The following is a 12,668-nucleotide window of genomic DNA, read 5'->3' as shown; positions in this document are numbered from 1 at the left end:
CAGGCCCCGCGCACTCCTTCCCCGTTAGTGAACGAACCGCGCCACCACGTCGCGATAGGAACGGCTGACCTTCACCTGGGCGCCCGAATCGAGCACCAGGAAGCATTCACCGTTGGTGTGCGGCTTCACCTGCTTGACCAGATCGAGATTGACGATCGTTGAGCGGTGAACACGCTGGAAGCGGCGCGGATCGAGCCGCTTTTCCAAATCCTTCATCGTTTCGCGCAGCACGAGCGAATTGTCGCCCGTCTTGATGACCATATAATCGCCAGCCGCCTCGATCAGCTCGATCGTATCGACATCGACGCGGAAAATCTGGCCGCGATCCTTGATGTTGATGAGCTTTTCAAAGCGGTTGGCGTTGACGTGATCGCCATCGCCGCCGGCGATTTCCGCTGCCGCTTCCGGCGCGTGCTCGGCCAGCGCTTCCTTCAGCTTCTCGGTTTCCTCGGCGCCCTTCTTTTCGCCGATCCGCTGCCGGACGCGATCGAGCGTGTCGGCGAGCCGGGCTTCTTCCACCGGCTTCATCAGATAATCCACCGCCTGCGCCTCGAATGCGCGCAGCGCGTGATCGGAATAAGCGGTGACGAATACGAACAGCGGGGGCTCCACCTCGAGCAATCCCTGAACGACCGAGAAGCCGTCGAAGCCGGGCATCTGGATGTCGAGGAAAACGAGATCGGGCTTGTGCGTCTTGATCGCGCTGATCGCCTCGCGCCCGTTCTGGCATTTGGCGATGATTTCAACATCGTCATGGGCTTGAAGCCGCAGTTCGAGGCCCTGAATCGCCAACGGTTCGTCGTCGACCAAAATGGTGCGGATGGTCATTGCCTTGGTAGTCTCCAATCGGTTCGTCGGGCCTTGTTCATTCGGCTCGGCGCGCCGCTTTCATTTTTCCACACCCCTGTTGTTTCACTCACTCGTTCTGGAACGGGATTTCGATTTCGACCCCGAACCCGCCCAGCGGCATGGCCTGGATCTCGAAACGATGATCCGCCCCATAGGCCTGCGCCAGACGCTCCCTGATATTAGCGATGCCGACGCCGGTTGAAAGGCTCGGCCGGTTTTTCGTTCCCTGCAACCCCGGACCCGTATCGGATACGGCGATCTGCACGCGATCCCCGGCGAGCCGCGCCGTAATGCGGATTTCGGCGCCTTCTTCCTGCGGCGTGACCGCATATTTGATCGCGTTTTCGACCAGCGGCTGAAGCAGCAGGGAGGGCAGATGCGCGTTCTCCACCGCTGGGTCGATATCGAATTTCGGTTGCAGCCGATCCTCGAAGCGCATCTTCTCGATTTCGAGATAGAGCTTCAGCGTCTCGATCTCCTGCGCCAGCGTAACGTCCGCGGTCGGCTCGTTGATGAGGGTGTAGCGCAGGAACGAGGCGAGGCGCGACAGCATCGCATTGGCCCGATCCGTCTGTTTCAGCAGCACGAGCGTGGAGATCGAATTGAGCGTGTTGAACAGGAAATGCGGGTTGAGCTGATAGCGCAGCATGGCGAGTTGCGCCGATGATGCCTGGGTTTCCAGATGCTGCATCTGATCTATCTGATCCTCGATAATCAGATAGAAATTGATCCCGAAATAGAGCGCGGACCACCCGGCGAGCACGGTGAAATTGAGAAATAATGCGCCGATCAGCAGCTTCACGTCGATGCCAGGGGCAGCGAACTTTATGAAACTGAACGAGAATGTATCGAGCAGCGCATAGAGGAACGTCGCCGCGCCCAATGTCAGCAGCGTCAGGATGATGCCGGCGATGCGCGGGAAGCCGCGATAATAGCCGTAGAGCGTCGAAAGCAGCAGCGTGATGCAATAGCCGACGATCGTTTCGACGATATTGGTGACCACGCCCTGCATGGAAAAGCCGTTCGAGATGCTCGATACGGTGCGCAGGATCAGATAGCCCGACCAGCCCGCCGCCTGGAGAAACCAGAAGGCGCGCGCCTTATCCTCGAAGAACGGGCGGGCGAACATTGGCGAGGTTCGCACCGATACGCCCCCGAACGGGAGCGGGGAGCGCGCGCCATTTGCCGGCGGCGTGCCGGTTGCGGGGGCGGAAAACGTGGTCGCCATCGCGCTCGCCTTACACGCCTGATCGCCGCGGTGCAAAGCAAGAGGGCCGCCGTTCCGGAAAGGAACGACGGCCCCAAAGCTTGCCGATCGACGGGTGCTTAGAACGAGAAGCGCGCGCCGATGCGGACTGAGAACAGCGACTGACGCGGATAGATCGTATCGGTCGGGGCCGCGTTCGGCGAAAGGTAGCGATACTGGACACACTTGTCCGTGGAAGTCGCCGCCACGAAGCCGGTCGCGGGCGTGCCGGTGGGGACCGGCGCCGTCAGGCACTGCGCGCGCACCGCCGGGACGACATAGGGGAAGGTGTATTCGCGGATCTGGCCCCAATTCTTGTTGATGAGATTGGTGACATTCTCGATGTCAGCGAACACCTCGATCCGGGATTTGCCCACGAACGCCGGGATTTCCTGCGCCAGATGCAGGTCAAAGCGGGTGAACCACTTCGAGTTGAAGGCGTTGCGCGGCGCGATCCGCCCGCGATATTTCGACAGGCCGCTGGACTGGATCAGCGCCTCGAACGTGTCCTTCGTCGCCTGCGTGTCATACGACACCAGCGGATCGTTCGCGGTCGGCACGTACAGCAGATAGCGGCTTGCCGATTGCACGGTGCCGAAGATCGGGCTGCGCGCGCTTGCCGCATCCTGCATCGTGAAGCTGTACGGGCGACCGATCCGCGTTTCGCCGAACAGCGCGAACGTGGTCTTGTAATCGCCGAACAGCGCCGGGTTTACGGTCAGGCTATACTTGATGCTGTGCCGCACCTCGTCGTTCGACGTGCCATAGGCAGCGCCATTCGCGTCGAGGAACGCGCCATTGGCATAGTTGGAAGTGGCGGTCGACGAGGTTGCCGGCGCCTGATCCTTCACGCTCTGGAAAGCGTAGCTGATCCCGGCATCCAGCCCCCAGTCGAACGTCTTGTTGGCGCGCAGAACCCCGATCAGGCTGCGGCCGCGATGCGTGTTGGTGAGGATGATGTCGTAATTGGTATCGCCAAAGCTCGTCACCGGGCTGTAGCGGGTGCGACCGTCCGGCGTCATCAGGCCGTTGGCGCGCACGCGGGCATCGGTGAAGAACACCTGGTCGCGAACCTTGGACCAGAAGAAGTCCGCGCCGAAATTCCAGCCCGTGCCCAGCCCCGAGTCACCGAAACGCGGCGACCAGTCAGCCGACAAAGTGCCGCGCCACTGCGACGGCAACTTGAACTTCGGATCGAGCGCGTTGGTCGGCGCCGGCGAGGTTGCCGAACCCGTGATGCTCTTGAGATAATCGTTGACGGAACCCGCGATGGTCGTGCCGTTCACGTTGGTCAGCGCCGCGGTGCCGACCGCGAGCGCGTTGGCCGCGCCGGGCGCCGAATAGCTGCCGTCGTTGTTCTGGCGGATGTCGATCGAGTTCGACAGGAAGCCGGTGTTCGAGAAGCTGTTCGAGACATAGACGTCCGGCGAGCCGCCCGAGAAGATGCCGATGCCGCCACGAATGCTGACCGTGGTGGTCGGCTTGAAATCGAAGCCGATGCGCGGCTGAACCACCGAACGACCGCTGATATAGGCCGTGTTGGCATAGCCGATCCGGTTCACGAAGCTCTGGTTGAGTGCCGGGCGGGTATGGCCGCCATACATATCGAAGCGGATGCCGTAATTCAGCGTGAAGATATCGCTGATCGTCCAGGTATCCTGAACGCCGAACGCATAGGATTGATAGCGGAACTGCGCCGCCGCGTCGTTCGGGTTCAGTGACGGCACGGCATTTTGATAGCGCAGGCGCTGGGCATTGCCCGCCTGGAAATCAGCGATCGAATCGAAATAATAATTGCCTGCGCTGTTCTGCAGGAACGCGTTGAAGATCTTCGTATCCTGGAAATCGACGAATACGCGCAGATTGTGATCGTTGCGGTTCAGGCGCGCCTGCACCAGGCCGCCATAGGTGCGGCTGGTCAGCGCGTTGGTCTGGCGCGAGGAATCCGGGCCGAAGGTGACCGTGCCGAAGCCGGGCTGGCACGATGTGGATGCGCCCGAGCCGGCGCTGCCGGGGTTGCTGCGATCCGAGGTCGGCGCGGTACAGACCTGCACCTGCGCGAAGCCGCGGCCCAGGATCGGATCCTGACCGCGCTTATAATCCTTGTAGAAGGCGCGCACCTCGGTCGAGAATTCGTCGGTCCAGTCCGAGTTCAACTGGAAAACGCCGGTGTGCAGCCGGTTCGACGCGATATAGCCATCCGATTCCAGGCCGAGACCGGGGTTGCCGGTCACGAAGGTGTTCTGGTTGAAGCGGATCGAATCCTTCGTGTACAAATAGGTCAGCGATGCGCGCTGCGTATCCGAGATATTCGCGTCGATGCGCGCCACCAGGCGATCGTCGCTATCCTGCGAATTGTTCAGGATGCCGCCGGTGTTGTAATTGTATTTGCTCTTGGCGATCTGCGAAATCTGATCGACCTGCGCCTGCGAGATGTTCGGGATCACCGTGCCGGCGTTATTCTCCGCCGTGCCTTCCGGGATCGGCGTGCCGGCGCGAATGCGCTCGCCCGCGACCATGAAGAACAATTTGTCCTTGATGATCGGGCCGGAAATCTCGGCGCCGTAATTCTCCACCTTGAAGCTCGGCAGGGTCACGCGACCGGTGGGGACGCCGGGGCCGGCCTTGGTGCGCTTGCCGGTCAGGCCATCACCCGAATAAGCGTAGAAGCCCGTGCCGTGGAACTGGTTGGTGCCCGATTTCAGAATGGCGTTGATCGCGCCGCCCTGAAAATTGCCCTCGCGCACATCATAGGGCGCGACCTTCGTCTGGAACTGGCCGATCGCGTCGAGCGGCACCGGCGAGCGGCGGGTCGGCAGGCCATCGGGGTTGAGGCCGAAATTGTCGGTGACGGGAACGCCGTCGATCGAGAAGCGGTTGTAGCGCGCGTTCTGCCCCGCGAAGCTGACCGCGCGACCGCCCGAGGGGGTGTCGTCAAGGCGGGCAAGCGGATCGCGGCGCATCAGATCGCGCACGTCGCGGTTGAGCGTGGCGACATTCGCGATCTGCGCCGCGGAGAGGACCATCGCCGGCCCCTGGCTGACCGTGCGGGCGTTCGCGATGCGCGAAGCGGTGACGACGACGTCGCCGGTGCCAGCGGTTTCGGCTGCCGGCTGCAACTCGATCGGGAGATCATAGGTCTGCGCGACGACCGTGAAGATGTCCGTCACCGTCGTCGTCGGGAAGCCGGGGGCGGTTACCGAAACCGAGAAGGGGCCGCCGACGCGCAGGCCGGATGCGTTGAAGCTGCCGTTCGCGGCGGTGACGGTGTTCGCCGTGGTGCCCGAGGGGACATGGGTGATCGTCACCGTCGCGCCCGCGATCGGTGCGCCGCCCGCCGTTACCGAGCCGCGAATCGTCGAGGTGGTTTCCTGTGCCATGGCCGCAACCGGCGCGAGGAGCGCAGCCGCAGCCACGCCCAGAAACAGGTTGTTTCGCATCGTCTTAAAGTCCCCTTGTGAGCCTGTGCTCAGGTTCCCGGCGGTTCCCTGACCGTCCGCCGAGCCCGTGCCCCTGCAATATTAAGCTTCGATGACAGTCGCGAGTCGATTCCGAATTAATGTTCGACTCACATCATGATGCGTTGCAAAAAGGCGACACTTCACGCGCGGAATTCAGCCGGCGGCGGCGACAATCGCCTGCCATCCGGCCTCGTCGACCACGCGGATGCCCAGTTCGGCGGCTTTTCTGGCTTTCGATCCCGCGCCGGGGCCTGCGACGAGCAGATCCGTCTTCGCCGACACCGATCCCGCGACGCGCGCGCCGAGCGATTCGGCCTGCGCCTTCGCCTCCTCGCGGCTCATCGTTTCCAGCGAGCCGGTGAAGACGACGGTTTTGCCCGACACTTCCGACGCGCGGGTTTCGACGACGAACGGCGGCGGCGTTACCTCGCCGAGCAGATCATCCCACACCGCGCGGTTGTGCGCTTCGTGGAAGAAGTCGGCGAGCGCGTGGCCCACCGCCGCGCCAACATTCTCAACACCGATCCGTTCCGCGATCGCCTTGTCCAGCCGATTGCGGAATTTGGCCTGCTCCTCGCCGAGCGCCGGCGTCGCCGCATCGCGCAGCGCGATGATTTCCCCGGCGAGCGCGCGGATCGCGGGCAGGGCGGCGTAATGTTTCAGCAGATCGCGCGCGGTGATGATGCCGATGTGGCGGATGCCCAGCCCGAACAGCAGGCGCGCGGCATCCGGCTCGCGACGGGCGGAGATCGCGGCGAGCAGCGCATCGACCGATTTCGCCTGCCACCCCTCGCGCCCGATCAACTCGTCGCGGTGAGTTGCCAGGCGAAAGATGTCGCCCGGCTCCGCGATCCAGCCGAGATCGAGAAATTCCACCAGCGTCTTCTCGCCAAGCCCGTCGATGTTGAGCGCACCGCGCGAAACGAAATGCTTCAGCCGTTCGAGGCGCTGGGCTGGACAGACCAGCCCCCCGGTGCAGCGCACATCGACCTCGTCCTCCTCCGCCACCGCTTCGCTGCCGCATTCGGGGCAATGGGCGGGGAAGGGCCATGGCGCGCGGCCTTCCGTACGCGACAGGTTTTCGACGATCTGCGGGATCACGTCCCCGGCGCGCTGGATCACCACGCGATCGCCGGGATGCGCATCGAGCCGCGCGATTTCGTCGGCATTGTGCAGCGTAGCATTGGAGACGACCACGCCGCCCACCGTAACCGGCGTGAGCCGCGCGACCGGGGTGAGCTTGCCGGTGCGGCCGACCTGGATATGGATCGCCTCGATCGTGGTCTGCGCGCGCTCGGCGGGGAATTTGTGCGCGATCGCCCAGCGCGGCGCGCGCGCGACGAAGCCCAGCCGCTCCTGCCAGTCGAGCCGATCGACCTTGTACACCACGCCGTCGATATCGAAGGGGAGATCGGCGCGCAGAGCCTGAAGCGCGGCATATTCGCCGAGCAGGCCGGCGGCCGTATCGAAAGCGTTCAACGGGAAGCGCGTGGGGATGCCCCAGCCGTGGATTGCGGCCATCACGCCAGCTTGCGTGTCTGCGGGGAGCGCCGACACCTCGCCCCAGCCATGCGCGAGGAAGCGCAAGGGGCGGCTGGCGGTGACGCTCGCGTCCTTCTGGCGCAGCGAGCCGGCGGCGGCGTTGCGCGGATTGGCGAACTGGCGCGCCTCCTTGCCAGTCTCCGCCGCTTCGGCGGCAAGCCGGGCGTTGAGCGCGGCGAAATCGGCTTTCGCCATGTAAACCTCGCCGCGCACCTCGAACAATTCGGGCGCGCTGGCGGGCAGCGCCTTGGGAATGTCCGCGATCGTGGCGACATTGGCGGTGACATCCTCGCCGGTCGTGCCGTCGCCGCGGGTCAGCGCCTGCACCAGCCGGCGATTTTCGTAGCGCAGGGAGCAGGACAGGCCGTCGATCTTCGGCTCGGCGGTGAGCGCGATCGCCGTGTCGTCCGCGAGGCGCAGGAAACGGCGCAGGCGCGCGACGAATTCCGCGACATCCTCGTCGGAGAAGGCGTTGTCGAGGCTGGTCATCGCCCTGGCGTGCCGCACCTTGGCGAGATGCGAGGCGGGCGCCGCGCCGATCAGGCGGGACGGCGAATCCGCGCGGACGAGGTGGGGGAAGGCCGCCTCGATCGCATTGTTGCGGCGGACGAGCACGTCATAATCCGCATCGGAAATCTCCGGCGCGTCGTCCGTATGATAGCGGCGGTTGTGATAGGCGATTTCGCGCGCGAGCCGCTCCAGTTCGGCGGCGGCTTCGGCTTCGGCTTCGGTGGCGGGCAGGGCGGTCATCATCGCCCTCTAACCCGTTCCCCCCCCGGTTGCGAAGGGCGAACGGGCCACAGGCTCGGATTAGGGCTGCTCGCCCACGGGCGCGACATATTCGCCCATGTCCTTGCCCTCGATCTCGTCGAGGCCCTTGTAGAGGCGGGAATTGTGCATCCCGTACACGAAATACAGCACGATCGCGCCGATCGAATACCACAGGAAGAACATCAGCACCCGCGTTTCGACCGAGAAGATCAGCCCGAAACAGAACAGGATGCCGAGGATCGGCACCACCGGATAGAGCGGCACCCTGAACCCGCGCGGCAGATTGGGGTGCGAACGGCGCAGCCACACCACCGTGAGGCAGACGATGCCGAACGCCGCCAGCGTGCCCACCGAGGTCATGTCGCCCAGCGTGTTGATGTCGAAGAAGCCCGCCGCGCACGCGACGATCATCGCGACGAGGATCGTATTGACCCACGGCGTCTTGAAGCGCGGATGGACGGAGGCGAACACACGCGGCAGCAATCCGTCACGCGCCATCGTGTAGAAGATGCGCGTCTGGCCGTACATCAGCACCAGCACGACCGAGGTGAGGCCGACGATAGCGCCGACCTTGACGATCTTGGCGAACCACCCCCATTGCGGACCGAGCGCATCGACCGCCACCGCGACCGGATCGGGCACGTTGAGCAGCTTGTAATTGACGATCATCGTCATCGTCACCGATACCAGCATGTAGATCACGGTGCAGACGACGAGGCTGCCGATGATGCCGATCGGCATGTCGCGCGATGGATTCTTGGCTTCCTGCCCGGCGGTGGAGACCGCCTCGAACCCGATATAGGCGAAGAATACGATCGACGCGGCGCGCAGGATGCCGCCCCAGCCGAACTCACCCTTTTCGCCTGTCGCCGGCGGAATGAACGGTTCCCAGTTCGTCTTCAGCGTGCCGAAATTCTGGATCACGAACCAGCCGACGATCAGGATGAAGGCGATGATTACGCCCATCTTGACCACCACGATGGCGTTGTTGACCTTCGCGCTCTCGCTCACGCCCACGACGAGCAGCGCGCCGAGCAGCGCGCAGATCGCGAAAGCGGGCAGGTTGAACAGATAGGTCATCGGCGCGCCGTTCGCGCCGAGCACCGCCGCGCCATTCTGCATGATCGCATGTCCGCTCGGGCCGGTAAGCTCGATGGGGATGATGATGCTGTAATCGCGCAGCAGCGACACGACATAGCCTGACCAGCCGACCGCCACCACCGATGCGGCAAGACCATATTCGAGCAGCAGTAGCGCGCCCATCACCCATGCGGCGAACTCGCCGATCGTGGTATAGGAATAGGTGTAGGCCGATCCCGAAACCGGGAGCGTGGACGAAAGCTCGGCATAGCACAGGCCCGCGAGCCCGCAGATGATGCCCGCGACGACGAACGAGATCAGCACCGCCGGCCCGGCATGGAGCGCGGCGGCGTTGCCGGTGCGGACGAAAATGCCCGCGCCGATGATGCATCCGATCCCGAGAAAAACGAGATTGGCGGCGCTCAGCGTCCGCTTGAGTTCACTTGCCTGTGTCTCGCGCTGAATCTGCTCCACCGTCTTGCGGAGCAGCATTCGCCCGATAAGACCTCCTGCGGGTCTAGTTGCCATAATCCTCCCTCGACCACCCCCCGGCGGCCATAATACGTTAATTGACGGAACCTAGCCGCGAATGGCCCATCCGCAAAGTCTCAACATGCCCCGATGCGGTCAACGGCGGCTGTCGTTCTGCACCAGCATTGGCCCGAGCGGCCGCCCGGCGAGGATGTGAACGTGGAGATGCGGCACTTCGGCATGGGAATTGAGCCCGGTATTGGCGAGTACGCGATAGCCCGGTGCGACGAGGCCGGAATCGCGTGCCACCTTGCCCACCGCGCGGATGAAGCCCGCGATCTCCGCATCGGATGCCTTGGCGGTGAAATCATCCCAGGAGACGTATTTCCCCTTGGGAATCACCAGGATATGCGTGGGCGACCATGGCGCGATATCGTGAAAGGCGAGTGCGAACTCATCCTCATACACGCGGCGCGCGGGAATTTCATCGCGCAGGATCTTCGCGAAGATATTCTGGTCGTCATAGGGCAGGGTGGCGTCGACGGCCATTGGGCTGGCTCCTATTCGGGGCGGAAGGAAAGCGGGCGACCGGCCTTTTCGTCATGGCCCGACTGGCCCTCGCGGCGTTCCAGTTCCTGGCGCACGTCGTCAAGGGTGAGATCGGCATCGGCGAGCAGGACGAGCAGGTGGAAAATCAGGTCCGCGGCCTCGGGGATGATCTTCGCATCGTCGCCCGAACAGGCGGCGATAACGGTTTCCACCGCCTCCTCGCCCAGTTTCTGCGCGATCCGCTTGCGCCCCTGAAAGAACAGGCTCGCGGTATAGGATTTCATTGCCGCGGCGTCCTTGCGCGCGCGGATCGTCGCCTCGAGGCGATCGAGCATATCGTCGGCCATGGCGGCAGCGGTGCCGCGTGGCGCGCGCGCGGTCAACCGTCCGGCGGCGGTTTTCGCATCCGTCGGCGCAACGCCCGGCGTGTCAGCGCCACCGCAAGGATGGCGAGGGCGAACAATGCGATGTCCGAAAGCTCGGGCGCGGTGCGCTGGCGGATCGTGCCGCTATGGGCGCCATCGCTGGCCGTCGCGAGGATCGTGAGGGCGGGCACCTTGCGTAGCTATCCCGCCGTCAGCGCCAGAGCGAGGCGACCCGCTCCGCCGCGCGATGCCAGTCGATCCCGCGCTCCGCGAGCCAGGCGTCGTCATAATAGGTGCAGCCATAGCGTTCGCCGCCGTCGCACAGCAGAGTGACGATGCTGCCGCGCTCGCCGGCTGTGGCCATCTCCTCGACGAGTTTCGCGCAGGCCCACAGGTTCGTGCCGGTCGATCCGCCGACCCGCCGGCCAAGCCGCGCCGACAGGGCGCGCATCGCCCCGATGCTCTCGGCATCGTCCACCGCGATCATCCGATCGATCACGCCGGGCACGAAGCTCGGCTCGACGCGCGGACGACCGATCCCCTCGATGCACGAGCCGCAGCCCTCCGGCAGTTCCTCCACCGCATGATCCGCATAGTGCCGGTGGAATACCGAATTGACCGGATCGGCGACCAGCAACCGGGTGTCATGGCGCTGATAACGGATGAAGCGCCCGATCGTGGCCGAGGTGCCGCCGGTGCCCGCGCCGCACACCACCCAATCGGGGATAGGGCGTTCCTCGCGTGCCATCTGCGAGAAGATGCTTTCGGCGATATTGTTGTTGCCGCGCCAGTCGGTCGCGCGTTCGGCATAGGTGAACTGGTCGATATAATGGCCGCCGGTTTCCGCCGCGAGCCGCTGTGCCACGTCATAAACGGTGCGCGGATCGTCGACGGTATGGATTTCGCCGCCTTCGAAGCGGATAGCGTCGAGCTTGGGCGCGGCGGTCGTGGCCGGCACCACGGCGATGAAGCGCAAGCCCAGCATCCGCGCGAAATAGGCCTCGCTCACCGCGGTCGAGCCGGATGATGCCTCGATCACGCAGGTATCCGGCCCGATCCATTCGTTGCACAGCGCATAGAGGAACAGCGAGCGCGCCAGCCGGTGCTTCAGGCTGCCGGTGGGATGCGAGCTTTCATCCTTGAGATACAGAGTGATGCCGGGATGGCGCGGCAGATCGACGCGGATCAGGTGCGTGTCGGCCGAACGGTTGAAATCCGCCTCGATCCGCCGGACCGCATCGGTGAGCCAGGCGCGATGCGCGGCTGAATCGCGCACGATATCTCGGTGGGGAATGATCGGGGACGGCGCGTTCATGACAGATTCTTTTTCCGGAGCCGATGAATGTTACCAAACCGTCAGTGCGCGGCTTTGGCGGGCATGTCCACCATCGCGTGCCCGCGCGCTTTGCCCTAAAGGACGCTGCTTCAGGATAGGAAAGACGAGTGACTGACAACGATCCGGCCAGCGGCGCGCGTACCGATTTTTCCGATGCGATGTCTTACGGCGATTATCTGCGGCTCGATCGCATCCTCGATGCGCAGCACCCGCTTTCCGCCGCGCATGACGAAATGTTGTTCATCATTCAGCATCAGACATCCGAATTGTGGATGAAGCTGGCGGTGCATGAACTGACGAGCGCGGTCGCCGCGATCCGCGCGGATCGCTTGCAGCCCGCGTTCAAGATGCTGGCGCGCGTCGCGCGGATATTCGAGCAGCTCAACAGCGCGTGGGATGTGCTGCGCACGATGACGCCGAGCGAATATACCGAATTCCGCGCCTCGCTCGGCCAGTCTTCGGGTTTCCAGTCATGGCAATATCGCGCGATCGAATTCCTGCTCGGCAATCGCAACATGGCGACGCTTTCGGTTCACGCGCACCGGGCGGAGGTGATGGCCGGGCTGGACGCGATCCTTGCCGCGCCAAGCCTTTATGACGAAGCGCTGATGCTCGTCGCGCGGCGCGGCATCCCCGCGGGCGAGCTTGCCCGCGACTGGCGCGCGCAACGCCCGTGCGATCCGGCGGCGATCGCAGCCTGGCGGCGGATCTATGAAGCGCCGGAGAAATATTGGGATTTGTATGAGCTGGCGGAAAAGCTGGTCGATCTGGAGGATTATTTCCGGCGCTGGCGGTTCAATCACGTCACCACGGTGGAGCGGATCATCGGGCTGAAGCGCGGATCGGGCGGCACCGCGGGCGCGGCCTATCTCCGCAAGATGCTGGAGGTGGAATTGTTCCCCGAGCTGTGGCGGGTGCGCACCGAGCTATAGCATTGCGTGTTGGTGTATTATGCCGATAAGGCGCGTATTCCGCCAACATCCGGCGGCGGGATGGTG

10 protein-coding genes are annotated in these 12,668 nt (G+C 64.0%); 1 reads left to right on the top strand and 9 read right to left on the bottom strand.

Features of this window, described 5'->3' with window-relative positions:
* Positions 1–24: 24 nt before the first annotated feature.
* The 9 genes from Q0316_RS10200 to Q0316_RS10160 all read right to left on the bottom strand — a co-directional run bounded on the left by Q0316_RS10200 (position 25) and on the right by Q0316_RS10160 (position 11,649).
* A complete protein-coding gene (locus tag Q0316_RS10200) occupies positions 25–828 on the bottom strand; it encodes a LytTR family DNA-binding domain-containing protein (protein ID WP_298671898.1) in 804 nt (267 codons plus the stop codon).
* A gap of 88 nt (positions 829–916) precedes the next feature.
* Positions 917–1,978, bottom strand: coding sequence for a sensor histidine kinase (locus Q0316_RS10195; RefSeq protein ID WP_298672103.1), 1,062 nt, complete (start codon positions 1,976–1,978; stop codon positions 917–919).
* Positions 1,979–2,175: 197 nt separating this feature from the next.
* Positions 2,176–5,535: a carboxypeptidase regulatory-like domain-containing protein gene (locus tag Q0316_RS10190; protein WP_298671894.1), complete on the bottom strand. Its 3,360-nt coding sequence runs from the start codon at positions 5,533–5,535 to the stop codon at positions 2,176–2,178.
* Positions 5,536–5,709: 174 nt separating this feature from the next.
* The gene (ligA, locus tag Q0316_RS10185; protein ID WP_298671891.1) at positions 5,710–7,848 is read right to left on the bottom strand and encodes an NAD-dependent DNA ligase LigA; all 2,139 of its coding nucleotides are present in this window, start codon (positions 7,846–7,848) and stop codon (positions 5,710–5,712) included.
* Positions 7,849–7,908: 60 nt separating this feature from the next.
* Complete coding sequence (locus Q0316_RS10180; protein ID WP_298671889.1) at positions 7,909–9,441, bottom strand: amino acid permease; 1,533 nt, start codon at positions 9,439–9,441, stop codon at positions 7,909–7,911.
* A 135-nt stretch (positions 9,442–9,576) separates the two neighbouring features.
* On the bottom strand, positions 9,577–9,969 hold the full coding sequence (locus Q0316_RS10175; RefSeq protein WP_298671886.1) for an HIT domain-containing protein: 393 nt from the start codon (positions 9,967–9,969) through the stop codon (positions 9,577–9,579).
* Positions 9,970–9,980: 11 nt separating this feature from the next.
* Positions 9,981–10,316, bottom strand: coding sequence for a phosphoribosyl-ATP diphosphatase (locus Q0316_RS10170; protein WP_298671885.1), 336 nt, complete (start codon positions 10,314–10,316; stop codon positions 9,981–9,983).
* Positions 10,317–10,348: 32 nt separating this feature from the next.
* Positions 10,349–10,525 carry a hypothetical protein gene (locus Q0316_RS10165; RefSeq protein ID WP_298671883.1) on the bottom strand — a complete coding sequence of 59 codons (177 nt, stop codon included), beginning with the start codon at positions 10,523–10,525 and terminating at the stop codon, positions 10,349–10,351.
* Positions 10,526–10,545: 20 nt separating this feature from the next.
* The gene (locus Q0316_RS10160; RefSeq protein ID WP_298671881.1) at positions 10,546–11,649 is read right to left on the bottom strand and encodes a PLP-dependent cysteine synthase family protein; all 1,104 of its coding nucleotides are present in this window, start codon (positions 11,647–11,649) and stop codon (positions 10,546–10,548) included.
* A gap of 128 nt (positions 11,650–11,777) precedes the next feature.
* On the opposite strand from Q0316_RS10160, the gene kynA reads away from it, so the two are divergent.
* Positions 11,778–12,602 (top strand): tryptophan 2,3-dioxygenase, encoded by an 825-nt coding sequence (gene kynA, locus Q0316_RS10155; RefSeq protein ID WP_298671879.1) that lies wholly within the window; start codon positions 11,778–11,780, stop codon positions 12,600–12,602.
* The last annotated feature ends 66 nt before the right edge of the window (positions 12,603–12,668 follow it).

Source organism: uncultured Sphingomonas sp. (genome assembly GCF_937871615.1).
Classification (GTDB): Bacteria; Pseudomonadota; Alphaproteobacteria; order Sphingomonadales; family Sphingomonadaceae; genus Sphingomonas.
The sequence above is the reverse complement of the archived record's forward strand: the minus strand, read 5'-3'. Positions and strand labels throughout refer to the sequence as shown.